The sequence below is a fragment of the Psychrobacter sp. ASPA161_9 genome (assembly GCF_051970275.1).
Lineage (GTDB): Bacteria > Pseudomonadota > Gammaproteobacteria > Pseudomonadales > Moraxellaceae > Psychrobacter.
In genome coordinates, this window is the sequence record NZ_JBEFNI010000006.1 from 54,283 (window position 1) to 75,289 (window position 21,007).

The 21,007-nt window shown below is 41.6% G+C and carries 15 protein-coding genes; 13 read left to right on the forward strand and 2 right to left on the reverse strand.

The window, feature by feature from the left end; translation table 11 throughout:
* Positions 1 to 164 precede the first annotated feature (164 nt).
* On the reverse strand, positions 165 to 1,574 hold the full coding sequence (gene glnA, locus ACTQ9S_RS08270; RefSeq protein ID WP_068035497.1) for a type I glutamate--ammonia ligase: 1,410 nt from the start codon (positions 1,572 to 1,574) through the stop codon (positions 165 to 167).
* A gap of 707 nt (positions 1,575 to 2,281) precedes the next feature.
* Here glnA and ACTQ9S_RS08275 point away from each other — a divergent pair.
* From ACTQ9S_RS08275 to ACTQ9S_RS08295, 5 genes are all read left to right on the forward strand, one after another.
* Entirely contained in the window at positions 2,282 to 2,905 is a 624-nt protein-coding gene (locus tag ACTQ9S_RS08275) for an anthranilate synthase component II (RefSeq protein ID WP_068035495.1), read from the forward strand.
* A 96-nt stretch (positions 2,906 to 3,001) separates the two neighbouring features.
* A complete protein-coding gene (gene trpD, locus ACTQ9S_RS08280) occupies positions 3,002 to 4,138 on the forward strand; it encodes an anthranilate phosphoribosyltransferase (protein WP_068035493.1) in 1,137 nt (378 codons plus the stop codon).
* A gap of 75 nt (positions 4,139 to 4,213) precedes the next feature.
* A complete protein-coding gene (trpC, locus tag ACTQ9S_RS08285) occupies positions 4,214 to 5,089 on the forward strand; it encodes an indole-3-glycerol phosphate synthase TrpC (protein ID WP_440454680.1) in 876 nt (291 codons plus the stop codon).
* Between the two features lie 92 nt (positions 5,090 to 5,181).
* Positions 5,182 to 5,913, forward strand: coding sequence for a Smr/MutS family protein (locus ACTQ9S_RS08290; protein ID WP_350656233.1), 732 nt, complete (start codon positions 5,182 to 5,184; stop codon positions 5,911 to 5,913).
* A gap of 149 nt (positions 5,914 to 6,062) precedes the next feature.
* A complete protein-coding gene (locus ACTQ9S_RS08295; RefSeq protein ID WP_440454681.1) occupies positions 6,063 to 6,695 on the forward strand; it encodes a DNA-3-methyladenine glycosylase family protein in 633 nt (210 codons plus the stop codon).
* A gap of 44 nt (positions 6,696 to 6,739) precedes the next feature.
* Here ACTQ9S_RS08295 and ACTQ9S_RS08300 read toward each other — a convergent pair whose 3' ends face one another.
* A complete protein-coding gene (locus ACTQ9S_RS08300; protein ID WP_440454682.1) occupies positions 6,740 to 8,665 on the reverse strand; it encodes a mechanosensitive ion channel family protein in 1,926 nt (641 codons plus the stop codon).
* A gap of 421 nt (positions 8,666 to 9,086) precedes the next feature.
* Between ACTQ9S_RS08300 and ACTQ9S_RS08305 the strand changes: the two genes are divergently transcribed.
* The 8 genes from ACTQ9S_RS08305 (at position 9,087) to ACTQ9S_RS08340 (ending at position 20,875) form a co-directional block, all read left to right on the forward strand.
* The gene (locus ACTQ9S_RS08305; RefSeq protein ID WP_440454683.1) at positions 9,087 to 10,982 is read left to right on the forward strand and encodes a TonB-dependent receptor domain-containing protein; all 1,896 of its coding nucleotides are present in this window, start codon (positions 9,087 to 9,089) and stop codon (positions 10,980 to 10,982) included.
* Between the two features lie 347 nt (positions 10,983 to 11,329).
* A complete protein-coding gene (ahcY, locus tag ACTQ9S_RS08310; protein WP_068035481.1) occupies positions 11,330 to 12,754 on the forward strand; it encodes an adenosylhomocysteinase in 1,425 nt (474 codons plus the stop codon).
* A 13-nt stretch (positions 12,755 to 12,767) separates the two neighbouring features.
* Positions 12,768 to 13,622 (forward strand): methylenetetrahydrofolate reductase, encoded by an 855-nt coding sequence (locus tag ACTQ9S_RS08315; protein ID WP_440454684.1) that lies wholly within the window; start codon positions 12,768 to 12,770, stop codon positions 13,620 to 13,622.
* Between the two features lie 197 nt (positions 13,623 to 13,819).
* On the forward strand, positions 13,820 to 14,752 hold the full coding sequence (locus ACTQ9S_RS08320; protein ID WP_440454685.1) for a 16S rRNA (uracil(1498)-N(3))-methyltransferase: 933 nt from the start codon (positions 13,820 to 13,822) through the stop codon (positions 14,750 to 14,752).
* A gap of 126 nt (positions 14,753 to 14,878) precedes the next feature.
* On the forward strand, positions 14,879 to 16,588 hold the full coding sequence (locus ACTQ9S_RS08325) for a putative bifunctional diguanylate cyclase/phosphodiesterase (protein WP_440454686.1): 1,710 nt from the start codon (positions 14,879 to 14,881) through the stop codon (positions 16,586 to 16,588).
* Positions 16,589 to 16,958: 370 nt separating this feature from the next.
* Positions 16,959 to 18,752, forward strand: coding sequence for an acyl-CoA dehydrogenase C-terminal domain-containing protein (locus tag ACTQ9S_RS08330; RefSeq protein WP_068035471.1), 1,794 nt, complete (start codon positions 16,959 to 16,961; stop codon positions 18,750 to 18,752).
* A gap of 393 nt (positions 18,753 to 19,145) precedes the next feature.
* The gene (locus tag ACTQ9S_RS08335; protein ID WP_440454687.1) at positions 19,146 to 19,568 is read left to right on the forward strand and encodes a hypothetical protein; all 423 of its coding nucleotides are present in this window, start codon (positions 19,146 to 19,148) and stop codon (positions 19,566 to 19,568) included.
* Between the two features lie 56 nt (positions 19,569 to 19,624).
* Complete coding sequence (locus ACTQ9S_RS08340) at positions 19,625 to 20,875, forward strand: extracellular catalytic domain type 1 short-chain-length polyhydroxyalkanoate depolymerase (RefSeq protein ID WP_440454688.1); 1,251 nt, start codon at positions 19,625 to 19,627, stop codon at positions 20,873 to 20,875.
* The last annotated feature ends 132 nt before the right edge of the window (positions 20,876 to 21,007 follow it).

Sequence of the window (21,007 nt, forward strand, 5' to 3'; positions counted from 1 at the left end):
TATATGATTAATACTATTATGCGGGATTTTTAACGCTAAATCAGTAGTGATTTTTAGGAAGCTTATTATTTAGTTTTACAAGTTCTTTTAAAAAAGAAAAAACCAGCTAAGATTTACTTAGCTGGCTTTTATTACTCAAATTATCTGAGCGCTTTAACTGTTAACTAGCAGCTGTAATATAAATCAAATTCAACTGGATGCACAGTAACATTGACACGCTGTACTTCTTCTTCTTTTAGCGCGATAAATGCTTCTAGCATCTCTTCAGTGAATACATCACCTTTTAATAAAAACTCATGATCATCACGTAACGCTTGTAGCGCGACCTCTAAGCTTTCAGCAACCGTTGGGATTTGCGCTTCTTCTTCTGGAGGCAAATCATACAAGTTTTTATCAGCGGCATCACCTGGGTGCATCTTATTTTGAATACCATCAAGGCCAGCCATCAGTAGCGCTGCAAAAGTTAAGTACGGGTTGGCTGCTGGATCAGGGAAGCGTGCTTCAACACGAACGGCTTTTGGGCTACTAACATGTGGAATGCGGATAGACGCTGAGCGGTTAGAAGCAGAATATGCCAGTTTGATAGGCGCTTCGTAATGTGGCACTAGGCGTTTATAACTGTTAGTCGAAGGGTTGGTAATAGCATTCAGAGCACGGGCATGATGGATAATGCCGCCAATGAAATATAGTGCTGTCTCAGACAGACCAGCATATTCATCACCAGAGAAAGTGTTTACACCGTCTTTTGAGATAGACATATGTACATGCATACCAGAGCCGTTATCACCGACCACAGGTTTTGGCATGAAAGTTGCCGTTTTGCCAAACTGATGGGCAACGTTATGAACGACGTACTTTAACTGCTGCACTTCGTCAGCTTTACGTACTAAAGTGTTGAATGCGACACCAATCTCTGACTGACAAGGCGCAACTTCATGATGATGGACTTCGATACAGCCTTCACCGATGATTTCTTCTAGACGCTCACACATGACAGAACGCATGTCCTGTGAGCTATCGATTGGTGGTACTGGGAAATAAGCGCCCTTAACACGTGGACGGTGTCCCATGTTACCCCACTCATAATCGTTGTTAGTCGACCATGCTGCTTCTTCAGCAACGATCTTATGGCTGACGCCTGACATCTCAATCGACCATTTTACTTCATCAAATACAAAAAACTCAGGCTCAGGACCAAAGTATGCAGTATCACCAATACCAGTCGATTTTAAGTATTCTTCAGCACGGCGAGCGATAGAACGCGGGTCGCGGTCATAGCCTTGCAAAGTCGTTGGCTCAATGATATCGCACGTGACTACAACGGTGACTGCATCAAAGAAAGGGTCAAGAAAAGCAGTATCTGGATCAGGACGCAAAATCATATCTGAAGCTTCAATACCCTTCCAACCAGCGATAGATGAGCCATCAAACATTTTGCCATCTTCCATTACTTCTTCGTCAATAGTAGAAGCTGGAAAGCTAATATGTTGTTCTTTACCACGAGTATCGGTAAAGCGAAAATCAACCCATTTTGCACTAGATGATTTAATAAGATCCAATAATTTATTAGACATGAATAGTCTCCCTTGTGGTTATCATATTGTTACGTTTTAAAGAGCTGTGCTCACTGTTATATTTAGGTATTAGCTCAGACTCATGATTGTGATATCGATCAATCACTTTCCTCTACCGCTTATAAGCTTACACGATGCTGGCGCTATTTTAGCAATATCTGATCAATAATGCTGAACAGTTATAACATCTCAACCAACTCATCTGCTAGATTTTAACCTTAAGCTTATAATAATGAATGGTACGAGATGAATTTATATTAGCATCCTAATTGTAATATAAGGGTGCAAACCCTATGCCAAATTTATTTAGCAATCACGACCTAAAGTTAATTTTGTATGATAAACCATGGTAGGTATAGGATAAGTCTAAATTCAGCATCAAAACTATATATATGCCAACTCTATCACCTGCACAATAATAGGCGTTAATGATATGAAAAATGCACTAAATTAGTGCTCAAGTATTTTTGTGGTTTAAATTGGTGCGCAAAAAATCTTTATTTTTCTACAATAAGGTTAGTATTTAGTAAAATACGCTTGTAATAAAAAATAAAACCTCTAAGAACAGCTGGATAGATAGGTGTCCCGTTTGATACCCACTAAAATAGTGGTAAGATATCAAGCTTCTATAAAATTTTGCCTGATAAATACGAGCATAATAGTAGAGCGTTTATAAATTATAACCATACCAATAGATTGAGAGCATAATGATTCTGATGATCGATAACTACGACAGCTTTACGTACAATATTGTACAGTACTTCGGTGAATTACAGCAGGACATCACCGTCTGGCGTAACGATCAAGTCACAATCGAACAGATTAAAACCCTTGCTCCCGATGTCATCGTCATTGGCCCTGGCCCTTGTGATCCAGATCGTGCGGGTATTTCCTTAGAAGTGATTGATACCTTTAAAGGCGTTGTCCCTATCTTGGGGATATGCTTGGGTCATCAAGCGATTGGGCAAGCATTTGGCGGACAAGTGGTCAAAGCCGGTGAAGTCATGCACGGACGCTTATCAGCTGTTTATCATACTGGTCAAGGCGTTTTTACCGACCTACCTAACCCATCACAAGTGACGCGTTATCATTCCCTCGTGATTGATAAAACTAGCTTACCGGATTGTTTAGAGATGACTGCGTGGACACAAAACAAGGATGGTAGCATTGAAGAGATTATGGGCATACGTCATAAAGTTTTCGCAATCGAAGGTGTTCAATTCCATCCCGAATCCATCTTAAGTGAAGCAGGATATCAGCTGCTTAATAATTTTTTGCGGACCCATAATCTGGCAGTATTATCTGCAGATGAGTTGCCGCAAGTGGGCTAGCTGACTATTAAAACTGGATTTAAAGTCTAAACCGACAAAACCAATCCAAACATCTAATTAAAACCAATGTAAAAAATAATAAGAAGTGAGACCTTAATGACCACTGCTAATTTACAGGAAAACTATAAACCAGCTGCTCATATACCAGATGATATTGCTCAGCTTTCTGATGAAGGCGTTCATCAGTTATTGACCACTGCCTTGGGTAGAATTTTTCAGCATATTGATTTAACTTTCGACGAGATGTATCAAGTCATGCTCATTATTATGCAGGGCAGATGTAGCAACGCCATGATGGGTGCTATTTTGGCTGGTCTGCGTATGAAAGGTGAATCAATTGATGAAATTACTGCGTCGGCTAGTGCCATGCGCGCGTTGGCTGCCAATATTGCACCAAAGAACTGTGATTATTTAGTTGATATCGTCGGCACAGGCGGCGATGGCGCTAATTTATTCAACGTATCTACTGCGTCAGCCTTTGTTGTCGCTGCAGCTGGTGCGCAAGTTGCTAAGCATGGCAACCGCGGAGTATCGACTAAGTCTGGTAGTTCCGACTTACTTGAGCAAGCGGGTATCAGTTTGGCACTTACGCCTGAACAAGCGAAAGACTGTATCGAAAATGAAGGTATTGGCTTTTTATTTGCACCCAACCACCATAGTGCCATGCGTTATGCCAATCCGGTACGCCGTGAGCTTAAAGCACGGACCATTTTTAACATCTTAGGGCCTTTGACCAACCCAGCTGGGACACCTAATTTAGTCATTGGTGTATTTACTGCCCAGCTGTGTGAGCCTATCGCTAAAGTCATGAAAAATTTAGGCGCACGTCATGTCATGGTTGTCGGCGCAAAAGACGGTTTGGATGAAATCAGCCTTGCAACTTCGACCACGGTCGCTGAGTTAAAAGACGGTGAAATATCAGTCTATGAGATGATGCCAGAAGATGCTGGCATCGAATCACAAACCCTTATCGGTCTCGATGTCGACTCTCCTGAGCAAAGTCTTGAGCTGATACGCGCTGCTTTATCGGGTGAGGACACCCATGATCGTGCTGTGCTCAAAGCGCGTGATATGATTGCACTAAATGCAGGAGCGGCGATATACACCGCAGGACTTGCCAGCAACTACTCGAATGGTGTGAGCCGAGCGCAAAAAGTTATTCAAAATGGCGATGCTTTGACTAAGCTTGAATCATTAGCCAAGTATACACAGCAGCTAATAGCTAATGCTTAACTTATACAACATTGTTAAAAGATACAAACCTAGCAATCACTGTGTATTTACATTCAACGATATTCGGATAACAGTATGACCACAACCAATACAGATATTCCCTCAGTGTTACAGCGTATTGTCGCGACTAAGCAGATCGAGGTAAAAGCGGCTCGTGAGGCGCTATCTCTTGAAAATCTCCAAGCAAAAGTAGCCGCTGATAATAAATCACGCCGTGGCTTTGCAGCAGCCCTACGAGCTGCCAGTAACAAAAACAACGGTATCGGCATCATCGCTGAAATTAAAAAAGCATCACCATCTAAGGGCATCATTAATCATAACTTTGCGCCCGCTTTGTTTGCTCAGCAATATGAGCAAGCTGGTGCCAGTTGCTTATCTGTATTGACTGATCGTGATTATTTTCAGGGTGATGACAGCTATCTTATCCAAGCTTCTAACGCTACAAGCCTGCCTATATTGCGCAAAGATTTTATGATTGATGTTTATCAAATTTATCAATCTTATTTGATGGGTGCAGATTGTGTTCTGTTAATCATGGCTTGCCTTGACGATACCCAGTTACAAGAGCTACATGCGCTGAGTATCGAATTAGGTATGGATGTATTGATTGAAGTACATACCAAAGCTGAGCTTGAGCGCGCACTCCAGCTGCCACGTTCAGAGCACAATATTTACGGCATTAATAATCGTGATTTAAATACTTTCGATGTCAATTTGCAAACTACTCTCGATTTAAAAAATATTTTAATCGAAGCTTTGGCTACTGACGCTGATAGTACAGCGCAGAAACCACTTATCGTTACCGAAAGTGGTATTCATAGTAGCGATGATATTCGTTTGATGTTAGACCACGATATTCAGCATTTTTTAATTGGTGAGCGGTTCATGAAGACCGATCACCCTGGACAAGCGTTACAATCCTTACTTGCGGGCGTCGCAGCAGACGAGTAAAGTAACTGAAATAGCTTAATTTAAGATTAGATAGCTTTTAAAGGGCTAATAAACAAATCACTCATTCATTAACCAACGATACGTTAACTTTTATGGCAAACTCTCTATTTTCAAAAGAAATGCAAGATCAGCTCAAAGAGCTCAAAGGGCAACTGAGCAAAGGGCATGATACTACTTCACCTGATGGCGTAGATCAAAAGCCAACAGAACCTGTTTCATTGCTAACCCAAAAGCAAGTAAAGAAAACAGTCAAACAGTTAGACAGTGAACATATCGATGATGATAAAGTTCTGTTTATGCAAGCGATGCACGGCGTAAATCAACTTGATGATAAGAACGTTCGTTCACCAGCCAACGCATCAAAAGCACGCAAACCTGATGCAGCTACTCTCTCAAAACGTGCAGCTGCTCAAGGTGGTGAAAGTAGCGATTTGGGTGCAGGTTTATCAGATATGCAAGCGCTACTTAACCCTGTGGCAGCTGAAGCTTACTTATCATATAAACAGCCTACGCTGCAAAATAAGATCTTTACTCAGCTGAAACAAGGCAAGCTACGTTGGTATGACGCCGTAGATATTCATGGCTGTACTATTGAGGAAGCACGTGCTGCTATGACTCAATTGCTAAGCCAAGCCAAGCAGAACAATGAGACTATGGTAAAAATTGTCCATGGCAAAGGTAGCGAAGCTATTCTGAAAACCTGTGTAAATGGTTGGCTACGTCAGTTACCAGAAGTATTAGCTTTTTGCTCTGCCCCGCCAAAAGATGGCGGTAACGGTGCAGTACTGGTACTACTCAAAAAATCTAAAACAGATGGCGAATAGCTTTTAGTGTTAGATCAGTAAAAGAGATGAAAAGGACTGCAAATGGCAGTCCTTTTTTGTATAAATAAATCCTATATTTCTTTAACAGCAAGCTTTAGATAAACATCTAGACTATTTTTAGGCACGTTTTTTATTAGAGTGAATCCATTATGAGCACACAGATTATTGAGAGCCCTCAAGAGCTAGAAGAACACATCATTAAATTAATTGCCATTGAACCAAGATTTGCGCTTGTCTATGAGCAAGTTGGTGTGCCTAGCCTTAGGCACAATGCAGGTGGGTTTAAACAATTGATGAGAGCGATGGTCGGTCAACAGTTATCTGTGGCAGCTGCTGCAAGTATTTGGCAACGCTTGGTTGATGCTGATTTGACCAATCCACAAGCGATTACTGAGGCAACAGACAAGACCTTACGGACACAAGGTTTATCTAAACAGAAAATTCGTTATACTCGATCTTTAGTAGATCATGATATAGATTTTGTAGCATTGGAAACTATGACGAATGAGGACGTGACTAAAACCTTAACCGCTGTTACGGGCATCGGACGTTGGACTGCTGAGATGTATTTATTGTTTTCTTTGAAACGAGCAGATGTGCTTGCAGTCGACGATTTGGCGATTAAAGTTGCAGCAATGCAGTTGTTAGATCTCACAGAACGTCCAACCCCAAAACAATTGAAAATTCTGATCGAAGTATGGTCACCGCATCTTAGCGCCGCAAGTTTACTACTATGGGCGCACTACGGCCTCTTACGTAAGAAAACTGCAGTGCCTTTATAAACGCATAACTAACAAAACGTTAAGTGACTTCCTTAAATGACCCTCTAAGGCTGATTCCATATAGAAAGGCTGAAGTTCTTTTTGGCGTGCCTGAACTTACGTTTTGCTAAAGCATAATTACTCCCTTTATGGGATTTTTTTCCATCAGCCTTTCTAATTCTTTCTTCTTTCTTATTAGCTGCTTTATCCTTTTTAGTACTGTCGACATCTTTGTTTAAATCAACAGCATTATCTTGCTTGCCATCCGTATCCGTACTGGTATTACTTCCATTTTCTGAATCTGCTAATAGTTCAGCTGTATTATTTTGACTATCGCTGTTTTCACTATTATTTTTTCCATCATCACTATTTTCAATATCGTTTTCCATATGCTGTTCAAGCTCAGCTTGGTTAACGATCAATTGCTGCGTTGGCAATGCGTGTTCGACTTTATATTTTTTCACTTGAGTTAATACATCAACGAATACTACGTTTTGCTTATCATAAAATTCCATTACATCATTAGCATTGATGTAGGCCTGTAATTGAATGACATAACAATCTTGACGCAGCTCTAAAATATTGACTTGGTTCCATTCTTGGTTGGTCAAGTAATGCTCATTTAAAAATTCATCCAAGTCTTTTACCATTTTAAAGACAACTTCGATATCAGCAGTACGCTTTAGATATAACTGATGAAAAAACCGGAACATATCGCGAGAGGTAAAGTTTTCAATTTGCATAGACGAGAAGTCACCATTCGGTACAGTAACAATTGTACGTGATAGCGTACGGACACGTGATGAGCGAATACCAATATCAACTACCGTACCTTCATAAGTACCAAACTTGCAATAGTCACCTATCCGAACTGGCGAATCTGCTACCACTACGACACTACCAACAAGGTTCTCAATCGTCTTTTGTGCACCAAGCGCTAAGGCTAAACCACCCACACCTAAAGCAGCGATACCAGTCGTCAAATCGAAGCCCAAATTACCAAATATGACAATAACAGCGAATATTAATAACAGCGCTTTGACAACTTTACGCAGTAGACCCAAAATGGAGACACGTTCAGTATAGTTTTTCTTATAGCTTAAGTTGACAGCACGAGTAAAAATCGCATCGATTACTCGTAGTAGTAACCAAGTTATAGCGAGCCAAGAAGCGATATCAGTAAAACGATTGACTGGCTCACGCAGTGTTACTGACACGCCAGCATAAACCATCACTTCAGATAAGATGAGTGCCATAATCACGACAGCCAGTGGCAGTATAACCTTGTCAGGCACAGGCAGTGGCACATCGCGTACTCGTGGGTAGGCAATTTTTAGCAAATGATACAGTATCCAAACCATGATATAAGTCAGTACAAAGCTACTGATAATCATAGTTAGTGCAGCGACCAGATCCGTCAGCTGATAGCCAAATATTTTTTTGCCTTCAAGCGAGTCAATCGTATAACGCGAGACTAAAGTAGGATTGGTATTTTCTAAAACTTCTGGTATTGAATTAAGCGTATCAGTGGAGAATTGCCAGTACTGCTCACCTTGCTTGGACACGACCCTCTCAAGCAACAGCGGCACACTTTTTTCACCAATATTAATACTACCTACATTTTCTTGGCTTGGCGGCAGCTGGTCAGTTAAATTACCCTCAGGCGTATTATTGAGCTGCAAGTCAGCCTGAAAGCGACCACCAGCGTCAAGCGCCTGTTTGAACTCCCGCACAGCTGTCGTTGGATTGTCAGATTTGGATAAATTAAGATAGTTGCTTGCTAGTAAGTAGTCATTTTCACCTAGCGCACTGATAAACCCTTGTACCGTATGGCGTGGTGTATCACGTCCAAACGAATCTGGCAACGGTTCGCGTACAGTCTCTTCACTACTACCACCTACACCAAGCGCACCAGCTCCCGCTTCAGCAGCAATAGCGGTATTCGGCAATACCATACTCAATATCAAAGCAATCAAAAGTGACACTATCATTAAAGATGTTTTGCTTAATGAGATTGATGCAGTAGCAGAGTTTAGATAACACTTAATAGACAAAACAAACCTCTTAGATTTATGAATAGCACAACAAAAAACAGAAAAAACCTGCCACTATGATAGCAATTATTTGCAACATCAGTACTTTTGATTGCGCGTTTTATCGTAACCTACGTTAGTAATTTATTTCTTATTCCGTGGCGCTACTTTGCTAATATTCCTTATAAAACGACTCACAAATTGATTGTGATAATCTTTAGATGAATAAATAGCAGCTCATCATGAAATCCATTCAGCTTACCGTGAAGAAACATTAGGTTAAAGTTGTTTATAAAGCAGTAACTTTTATAGATAATGAGCACAGCTGTCACCTTATGACATTTTTGGTAATTTTGGCTCGATAACTTTTGGATTAATTATGACTTTTTTACGTTCAACTTCGACTACTTATCTTCGTTTGAGCATTTTAAGCGCGCTTGGTCTTCTTGTATTCAACACAGCGATAGCAGCGACACCTGAAATCAACGATAGCGGATTGCCACAAGTTGAGCTTGATGAAATCGTTGTGACGGCTACGCGCACCCCTACCAAAATCAGCAACACCATCGCCCAGACTCGTGTGGTTGACAGTGAAGAGCTACAACGTTATCAGGGTCAAAGCGCCCTTGAAGTGCTCAAACATCAGCCTGGTATCAGTCATTATACTAATGGCGGTCCTGGAACCACTTCAAACTTCTACATGCGTGGGTATGGTAGTAATCAAATCTTAGTCTTAATCGATGGTATACGCTATAGTTCAATTAGTGCGGGTGGCGCGACCCTTAGCTTATTACCTGCCGATCAAATCGACCGTATTGAGATTTTATACGGTGCATCAGGCTCTAGTATCTATGGCTCAGACGCTATGGGTGGTGTCATTCAAGTATTTACAAAAGGTGCAAACGTTGACAGAACCAATTTTTCGGTAACGGTTGGGGCAGGCTCACATGACGAATATCTGTATGGTGCCAGTGCACAATTTGCTAATAAGACAGGAACGACATTGAGCCTATCAGCAAGCCATAATGAGACGGATGGCTTTAATGCAACTTTACCAGATTCTTATGGCTATAATAAAGATGACGATGGTTTCGAAAGTGATAACGTCAGCCTTGCCTTAGCTCAACGCATTAATGACCAATGGCTTGCAGGTGCAAGCGCCTTATATAGCAAGTCTACCACTGACTTTGATAATGGCGCGGCAGAAGATACTTATTCTGATCAAGAAAATGGTGCAGCACAAGCGTTTGTCGATTGGCGTTACATGCCAGGTTCTTCTGTAAAGCTACAATATGGACATTCTATAGATAAGTCTGATAATCCAACCTATAGCAGTGTTTATGATACTAAACAAGATCAAATTAGCCTAGTGGGTCAACATAAGCTTCCAGTTGGTCAGGGTATTTACGGCGTAGAATATCTCAATCAAAGTATCGATACGACTCAATATGATGTTGATGATCGCGATGTCACCAGTGCATTTTTAGGTTATGTTCTGGCTAATAATCAGTTTGATGCGCAAGCTAACTTACGTTTCGATGATGACTCACAATATGGTAATGAAACCACTTATAATTTAGGCGGTGCTTATCATATTAATCCTAACTTACGCACTGGTGTCAATTATGCAAAAGGCTTTCGTGCACCAACTTTCAATGATTTATACTATCCTGGCTCAGGTAATCCTAGCTTAAAACCTGAAACCAGCGATAATTATGAAGCCTTTATTGAATACGATAATGATGTGCAGTCGACGCGTTTGACTGGCTATCATAATAAAGTTGAAGACTTAATTGGTTATGTTGCTAACCCTACTCCTGAAGATCAGTGGGCAGGCAGCAGTGAAAATGTTGATGAAGCTAAAATCAAAGGGTTATCGCTAACCTCAGATTGGGTAATTGATAGTTATCTGTTCGGTGGTAGCTATGACTATCAAGAAGCAAAAAACAGTAGTGGCGGCAATAATGATGGCAACTTTCTATCTATTCGTCCTGAACATAAAGGTCTAGTCTACTTAGGCTATCGTTTACCAAGCGTAAATATCCGTGCTGAATATCAATACGTAGGCGATTATTATAGCGGTGTTGCCAACACTGATGCACAACTCGTTGAGGATTATGGCCTGTTCAATATCAGTGGTAACTATCAATTAACTGATAGTCTATCTATGACGGCGCGTTTAAATAATATTACTAACGAGAAGTACACGACCATACCAGGTTATAATACCGATGGTACTAACTTCTTTACCTCACTAACTTATAACTGGTTCTAAGTTTATTTAAAGGTATAAAAAGCCAGTATTTGTTTAAATACGAAAAGGTCATCAATCGATGGCCTTTTTTACGTCTATTAAAACTGCAAAACTATATATACCTTTATTACCTAACATTTATGTTATCCAGTAGGTGACAATCGCAGACTCATCTATTACAATAACGACCTCCGAGAGGTGTTGCACCATAATTATTGATCTTTGTATTCAGGCTATAGAGCCATACAAATCATAAACTATGTTAGGCTCGGTTAACTGTTGAGTGTCCATCATTTTGGATACTGACAGCGCAAACAACGGCACCTGCGTTTTTATTCTTTTTATCTATTAACTGATAGGAGCATATTATGGACGCAGTGTCTAACATACCATCTGCCCATACGATCAATCCCTCTTTTACTGACTATAAAGTTGCTGACATCAGCTTAGCTGACTACGGTCGCCGTGAAATCTCCCTTGCTGAAGCCGAAATGCCTGCCCTAATGGGTTTGCGTCGTCGCTATGAAGCTGACCAACCGCTCAAAGGCGCAAAAATCGCCGGCTGTATTCACATGACCATCCAGACTGCTGTCCTTATCGAGACACTAGTCGCGTTAGGTGCTGAAGTACGCTGGACTTCATGTAACATCTTCTCAACTCAAGATCATGCTGCTGCGGCTATTGCGGCTGCTGGTATCTCTGTTTATGCTTGGAAAGGCGAAACCGAAGAAGAGTATGAGTGGTGCTTACGTCAACAAATCCATGTTGGCGGTGAAGAATCAGGTCAGCTTTGGGATGCAAACTTAATTTTGGATGATGGCGGTGATTTAACCGCGTTGATTCACAATGATTATGCCCAAATGCTTGATAGCATCCATGGTATCTCAGAAGAGACTACTACAGGTGTGCATCGCTTGGTTGAGATGCTCAATAAAGGCACGCTAAAAGTACCAGCGATCAACGTCAACGACGCGGTTACTAAATCTAAAAATGACAACAAATACGGCTGCCGTCATAGCTTAAATGACGCCATCAAACGTGCTACTGACATGTTCCTTGCTGGTCGCCGCGCTCTAGTTATTGGTTATGGTGATGTGGGTAAAGGCTCTACGCAAAGTCTACGTCAAGAAGGCATGATTGTACGTGTCTCAGAAGTCGATCCTATCTGTGCCATGCAGGCATGTATGGATGGCTTTGAAGTATTATCACCTTACATCAATGGCGATAACACTGGCGGCGCAGAAAATATCAACAAGCGCTTGCTCGAAGATACCGACATGATTGTCACCACTACTGGCAACTACCATGTTTGTGATAGACACATGCTAGCCGCATTGAAGCCGGGCGCCGTGGTCTGCAACATCGGTCACTTTGACACCGAAATCGACACGCAATTTATGCGTGACAACTGGCGCTGGGTTGAGATCAAGCCACAAGTGCATCAAATCTTCCGCTCAGACGATGAAAACGATTATTTGATTTTGCTTGCTGAAGGTCGTCTAGTAAACCTAGGTAACGCAACCGGTCACCCATCACGTGTGATGGACGGCTCATTTGCCAACCAAGTATTGGCACAAATGTATCTGTTCGAAGAAAAGTTCGCTGACTTGCCAGTTGATGAGCGCACTGACAACTTATACGTCAGAGTATTGCCTAAAAAACTCGACGAAGAAGTCGCTGCTGCGATGGTTGCAGGTTTTAACGGTACGCTAACCAAGCTGACTGAAAAGCAAGCGGAGTATTTGGGTGTGCCTGTCGAAGGTCCGTTCAAGCCTGACGCTTATAAATACTAAAAGGAGCTAGCCTGTGAGTAAGCCTGCTTTCTCCTTTGAGTTTTTCCCTGCTAAAACCGCGCAAGGCCACGAAAAGTTACTTAGCACTTACGATGAGTTGAATAAGCTATCACCGACCTACTTTTCGGTAACGTATGGTGCTGGCGGTTCAACTCGTAGCCGCACCTTAGATATCGTACAAGCATTATGTGCACGCGGTGAGACAGATATTGCGCCGCACATGTCTTGTATTGGCGATGACAAGACTGAAATAGCCGAACTCTTAACGCATTATAAAAGCTTAGGTATCAAGCGTTTGGTAGCCCTGCGTGGTGATTTACCCTCAGGTCAGGTCGGCATGGGTGAGCTGCCGTTTGCATTAGACTTAGTTAAGTTTATTCGTGAACATTCAGGCGATCACTTCCATATCGAAGTGGCTGCGTATCCTGAAATGCATCCACAAGCACGTAGCTTTGAGTTTGATATTGACAACTTGGTCAATAAATACCAAGCTGGCGCCAATGCTTCGATCACCCAGTTCTTTTATAACGCTGATAGCTATTTGTATCTGCGTGATACTTTAGAGAAGCGCGGTATCGATACAGTAGTACAGCCATTGGTGGCTGGTATTATGCCTATTACTAACTCTAGTAACCTAATGCGCTTTGCTGATAGCTGTGGTGCTGATATTCCACGTTACGTGCGCAAGCGATTGACTGATTTCGGTGATGATCGTAAAGCTATTCGCGAGTTTGGCTTTGATGTCGTCTATCGTCTGTGTGAGCGCTTAATCAGCGAGGGCGTACCTGCCATGCATTTTTATAGCATGAATAAAGTTGAGCCCAACAAGCGCTTAGTTGAAGCTTTAGGTCTTACTTCCCAGATTTAACGCAAATTCTTCTAATGGCTGGCATTCTTTGGAATGCCAGCTTTTTTATGCTGTTCATTAATTTTGCATATCAATTAGATGGTTAAAAAATTTACTCTTATACTAAGCTCTATTTACTATAGAGATACTTTTACCTAAACAATATTCTGCTAAGATATTGAGAAAGATTATTGTTTGAAATACAGGACTAAGTGATTGTGCGACGTTTTTTTTATGCTATAAGTGATGAACGCGATGCCAGTAGCAACATCGATATCAATTACCCTAAACTGAGTACTTTATCTGTTGGCTCAGAGCTTGCATTAACAGAAGGTATCGTACATCACTGGTGCCGCGTATTACGTGCAAATGTTGGTGACCAAGGTATTCTGTTCGATGGTTTTGGTGGTGAATATCGTGTACAGCTACAAGAGATTAGTAAAAAGCACGCAACCGTCACCTTATTAGCACATTTAGATGATGATCGTAGTGCGCTTGTCATCAGCAAAATCGGCTTAGTGATGAGTCGTGGCGAACGTATGGACTATGCAATTCAGAAAGCCACTGAGCTAGGCGTGACCGCTATTCAGTTGTTAAGCAGCCATCATGGTGAAGTTAATTTAAAACCTGCGCAAGTAGACAAAAAGCTTTTACACTGGCAGCAAGTAGCTATCGCCGCATGCGAGCAGTGCGGATTAAATCGACCGCCGCTTATTCTTTCACCTCAGTCTATTGACCAATGGTTGAGAGCAGATACAGCCATTAACGCTGTGAGCAAAGTTACTGCTAACAGTATAAATGAGAATACTGAGAAAAATACTAACGGCCTGCCCGTCAGCCCTATTGTCGCGGCACTAAGCCAAGATGCTTACTATCAGATATTACAGCAGCCAGCAGACTTACGCTTACAAATGAGTGTGCCAGCAGCAGGACAACCCGCTATGCCTGAGTCCTTGTTAGCAGTACTGAAACGCGAATCACCCTATATCAAGCTATTGATTGGCCCTGAAGGTGGACTGAGTGACGATGAGCGTGCGCAAGCAGAAAAAGCTCACTTTTCCCCTTGGCAAATCGGTAATCGAGTACTCCGTACAGAGACGGCACCTGTAGTCGCTCTAGCCACATTAAATGCGCTTTATCATCAACATTAATAAACAAACATACTCATTTATTATTAAAAATAAAATCCAGTGAGTGAATGCCTAATGACTATCTTACTCGCTAAGCTTATGAAAATGTGCATGACTACCACCTTGATTGACTATTGAGTCTCAATTATGACTACCTTTGTTCCCATCTCACCATCGATTAAGCAGCAATTATTATTGGAGCTGTGTGAGCGCTTGGAAGATGCCGTATTTATCCTAGATGCAAATCTACGCTATATGTCAGTTAATGCTGCTTATGAAGCAATGATTGGTTTTGAAGAGCCATTTATGATTGGTCGACCACTTGGTATATATGCCGCTGAATTCCTATCAGAGAAAGAGCGTTCTATATTACAAGATATATCTAATCGACTGGATGACGATGGTTTTTATGAAAATAATTTTTCCCTATTAAACCGCTACGGTCGAACACTTAACTGCCATATATCTTACCGTAGGATCTATGTCGATGAAACCGTTTATTATGTAGGAATGGTGCGCGATATCTCCTCAGTCGTAGAAGACCAACAACAAGTCGCACATCTACTTAATCACAATCAGCTGACAGGTCTACCCAATCGCAAAGTGTTTTTGAGTCAGACCAATGATGTATTGATGGATAGCTTCCAAGAAGTAGTTATTATTCGAGTAAATATTGACCGTTATCGTATTTTGATTAACAATCTCGGACAAGACAACGTCGATGCCCTTATCAAAGAGTTTGTCGCTAGAATCAATGGCCTTGAGCTTAATCAACTACTGTGCTTTTCACACTTAGGTGGCGATAATTTTGGGTTGTTATTCGAGTTTACAGATGCCCATATGGTACGCCATGAGCTCGATAGCCTGATGCATATGTGTGAGCGACCGTTTGTCTTAAACAGCACTAGTATCTATTTGCAAATCTCCGTCGGCGTCAGCTATTACCCTAAAGACGGTAATCAATTGAGCAGCTTACTAAACAAGGCTGAAAAAGCTTTACAGTATGCTAAGGAGCATGGAGGCGATGATGTTTGGTGGTATAACGATGAGCTAAACTGTCCATCAATTGATAGTATGCAGTTAGAGACCGAGCTGCGTGAAGCGATAGTTGCTAAGCAGTTCATAGCATATTATCAGCCTAAAGTAGCTCTAGATACTGGGGTTATTACTGGTTTTGAGGCATTGGTACGCTGGCAACATCCTACACGCGGGCTACTACAACCAAAAGATTTTATTGAAGCTATTATTAAACATAAACTGTCATTTGATTTATTTCGCCAGATGGCTTTTCAAATTGCTGAGCAGTTATGCATTTGGGAGTCAATGAACTTTACCCAACATGTCTGTATTAATGCGGATGCTGCTGAATTTAGCCATCCTGAGTTTTTTGACTTTGTAAGCAATCTCTTTACTCAATACTCTATTCAACCTCACCAGTTGCATATTGAGGTCACTGAATCTTCTCTGATGCTACGGCACGCTAGTGTTAAGCAACAGCTTATTGCTCTAAAAGCACTGGGGGTCTGTTTAGCACTCGATGATTTTGGTACTGGCTACGCCTCGCTCAGTTATTTGCAAGAATACCCTTTTGATTTTATTAAAATTGATAAAAGCTTCATTGATAAAATCGTTGATAACCGTACGCAGTCCGCTATAGTTAAAGCTATATTAGATTTGGCTATTGCTTTAGATATGAGCGCTATCGCTGAAGGAATCGAGACCGAACAACAGCGCGATTTGTTATTACAAATGGGCTGTAAGTATGGACAAGGTTACTGGTTTGGTCGGCCTGTCTGCGCTGATATAGCAACCAAAATGTTGAGGCACTCGTCTCTTCCGAATACGGATCTTAATTAGTTTAAACAATCGTTACTACTATATAGATTGTCTTATATAGCTTTTTCTCGCACCTCTTCGCACCGTAGTTAGCCCTGTTTTTTTGTTCGCTAACGTTGATTATATAAAGGATGCAAGATGGGTTGATGACTTATCAGTATTACAACCAAACTTGTATAATTCCCAGTGAACGCCTATCTTTTGTGGTGAATTTACTAATACAGTCATAATTCTTTTATCATTTTTCAACGTTATTTTATATGACCGGTGTCGTTGCTTCTAGTCATTAGTGTAGACAAGTCTGATACCAGTAACATACTAACAGCTAAGATATCAATAAATAGAATCGTTTATTCGCTGTCGGTCATATCCAAAAAAAGGACAGGAAGTTATGCAGTACAAAGCCCCTTTACGTGATATTCAATTCGTCATGCATGAGTTACTTGATAGCGAAAGCCACTATAAACGCTTACCAAAATTTCAAGAAGCTGACCGTGAACTAATGGACAGCCTGTTTGAGATGGCTGCAAGTTTTGCTGAAAATGAATTGTCACCGCTAAATCAAAGTGGCGATGCTGAGGGCTGCCAGTTTGACAATGGTAAGGTTACAACGCCTAAAGGCTTTAAAGAAGCTTATAAGCAGTACTGTGAGCTTGGTTTCCCTGCGCTTTCTGCTGAAGAAGAATTTGGTGGTCAAAACATGCCATTTTCATTATCTACGGTCATCAATGAGATGGTAGGTACGGCTAACTGGTCATTCTCTATGTACCCAGGTTTATCACATGGCGCTATCCAAACCATTGAGCATCACGGTACTGATAGCCAAAAAGAAACGTATTTAGAAAAAATGGTCACTGGCGAATGGTCAGGTACTATGTGTCTTACTGAAGCACATGCAGGCTCTGACTTGGGTATTATCCGTACCAAAGCTCAGCCGAATGACGATGGCAGCTATAGTATTACTGGTCAAAAGATTTTTATTTCAGCTGGCGAGCATGACTTGGCTGAGAACATTATTCATATCTGCTTAGCGCGTTTGCCCGGCGCACCTGCTGGCACTAAAGGCATCTCATTATTTATCGTACCAAAGATAATGGTTAATGAAGACAATAGCTTAGGCGAGCACAATAACGTTGTCTGCGGCTCTATCGAGCACAAAATGGGTATCAAAGCCTCAGCCACTTGTGTCATGAACTTTGATGGTGCAACCGGTTATTTGATTGGCCCTGAAAACCGTGGCCTGCAATGCATGTTTACTTTTATGAACGTGGCACGTATCGGTACTGCTGTTCAAGGTCTAACTGCTGCAGAGTATGCGTTCCAAGGCTCACTTACTTATGCCAAAGATCGTTTAGCAATGCGTTCACTATCAGGTCCTAAAGCGCCAGATAAAGTCGCTGATCCTATCATCGTGCATCCAGCTGTCCGTAATATGCTATTGACTGAAAAAGCCTTCGCTGAAGGTGGCCGCGCACTAGTATATTATCTCTCTCATTTTGCAGATACTGTCGCAAAAGGCGAAGGCGACGATCTTAAATTTGCGGATCAAATGCTGTCATTACTGACGCCAATTGCAAAAGCGTTCTTAACCGAAACTGGTCTAGAAGCTGCTAATCATGGCGTGCAAGTCTATGGTGGTCATGGCTTCATTAGCGAATGGGGCATGGAGCAAAACGTCCGTGATACGCGTATCGCCTGCTTGTACGAAGGTACTACTGAGATTCAAGCACTTGATCTACTTGGTCGTAAAGTCTTAGGCTCACAAGGCAAATTGCTTGCAAACTTTGTCAATATCATTCAAAATTTCTGCGAAGATAATAAAGACAACGATGAGATGGGCCAGTTCATCCGTCCACTTGCCAAGCATTTAAAAGAATGGGGCGATTTGACTGCACGTATTGGCATGCAAGCAACTGAAAACCCAGATGCCGTTGGCGGTGCTGCCGTTGATTACATGTATTTCAGTGGATATGTTACCCTTGCCTATTTATGGGCACGTATGGCATTGGTTGCTCAAACTGAGATTGCAAACGGCAACAGTGAACATGCCTTCTATGACGCCAAGGTTAAAACAGCACAGTTCTATTTTGCTAAGTTGTTACCGCGCACTACTACGCATGTACAACGTATCAGTACTGGTGTTGAGCCGTACATGAGCATGGACGTTGATCAATTTGCTTTTTAGAATCAAGCCTAGATAAATTCTATTATGGTTAGATGCTACGAATTTTGATCGATGAAGAATTTAGAAGCGGTATAAGGATCGGCAACATACTTAGATATGTTGCCGATTTTTTGGTATTGGCTTATTGATAGTGTGCAGTTTGATAAGTAATTTAAGTGCCATAGCCTACGATAGCTCATACTAATTTGAAATTTAGATCAGATATGTTACTTGTATAAGTTTTCCGCGTTGCTTTAATCTTTAAATTTTTAGGGATGGTATGAGTATAGATTTAAAAGTACTTTAAGAACTTTGCTTGTTAATTTTTATTAAAATGTTAATTTTATACTCCAAATGGATTCTATATGGAGTATAATTACCACATCAAGCAGTTTTTACTCAAAGGAAGACACGATGGCAAGCAATAATATAACGCCTATTCGCACTAGAGCAGGTGATACAGAAAAGGTCACTATTAATTTAGGCTACGTTGATCTTGGACAAGTCGACTTAATGGTGCAGGAAGGTTTCTATTCTAATCGCACTGACTTTATTCGCACTGCGATACGCAATCAGCTAACCACGCATGCTGACGTGGTACGTCAAACTGTTGCCCGTAAAACCTTAGAGTTAGGCCTACGTCATTACACCCGCGCCGATCTTGAAGCCGTTCAAGAGCGTAATGAAAAATTACATATTCAAGTATTGGGTCTGGCGACCATCGCGGCAGACGTAACCCCAGAACTGGTGGAAGCTACTATTGAAAGTATTACGGTATTAGGCATGCTGCAGGCAAGCCCAGAGATAAAAGCCGTATTGGTTAACAAAATGATTTAAGCATTTTCTTTTACGACCACTCTTAAAATTTGTATGAATGTAACGGGAAATAACAAATGAGTTTTTCAAAATTTAGCATGATACCACCGCATCTTGAAGAAGCGATGAAACTGATGAAATCAGGCCAGCTACAAGAGGCCACTAACTTAATTCAAAAGAACTTGAGCGGCGCAGCACCAGCCAGCCATACTGATGAGAAGACTATCAAGGATGTGACGCCTGATATAGCATCTGATGTGCCAACGCTACAAGATCGTTTGACCCCGACCCCGACGGACAAGCCTACAAGCACTGATAAGCTGTCCAGTAAACTGCCTAATCACTTGCAAGATCTTACAGATAAAATGAAGAATTTTAAGCTGGACTTACCAACGGTTATGAATGTGAGTACCCTGCGTACTGGGTTCAATACGCATAATGAGCCGACTATTCCTGACAATGCGCAATTTCTTAAAGGCACCCTTAAGTCATCTCAAGGAAATCATGACTACCGGTTATATATTCCCTCAAACTACACAAAAGCAGTGGAAGAAGGTTTACATTTACCTCTAATAGTCATGCTGCATGGTTGTACTCAATCACCGGAAGATTTTGCAGCGGGTACACGTATGAATGAGTTGGCAGAAGAACACCGTTGCCTGATCGTCTATCCTTCTCAGCCAGCTTCTGCTAATCAAAATCGCTGTTGGAACTGGTTTAAACCTACTGATCAACGGCAAGGTCAAGGTGAGCCTGCATGGCTTGCGGCATTGACTCAATCTATTATTAAAGATTACGCAGTGGACTCATCACGTGTATACATTGCAGGGCTATCCGCAGGCGCTGCTATGGCAGTGATTATGGCAGAGGCTTATCCAGAACTATATGCAGCGATTGGCGTGCATTCAGGGTTAGCTTATCGCAGTGCCACCGATCTGCCGTCTGCATTAATGACAATGCGTCAGGGTGGCGCAGCTACTCCAAAACGTACAGAGAGTAGTAAGTTTGTCCCGACGATTGTGTTTCATGGTGATCAGGATCATACGGTGAGTATTCGTAATGGCGGGCAGATCTTTGAGCAGGCAGAGCAGCACTTACAAGCGCAAGAAACTGGTTTAACGACCCATAAGCATAAGCAATGCTCTGAGCAAAATTGTCGCAGTACTCAACTAGAGATTCGTAATAGTAAAGGGGTTAGTCAGTTGGAATATTGGAAGATTCACGGGGCTGGGCATAGCTGGGCAGGCGGCAGTAGCGCAGGGTCTTACACTGATCCCAAGGGTCCAGATGCTTCAAAGGAGATGCTGCGGTTTTTCTTAAATCTCTAATTTTCAACGTGATTTATACAAAGATTTTAAGCTGCACTGTTTGCACCTCAAAGCTAAATCAGTAGTGGTATTAAGCGATACATGAGCATAAACGTTTATACATTTTCTTTTGAATTAAGCAGTTAGATATGC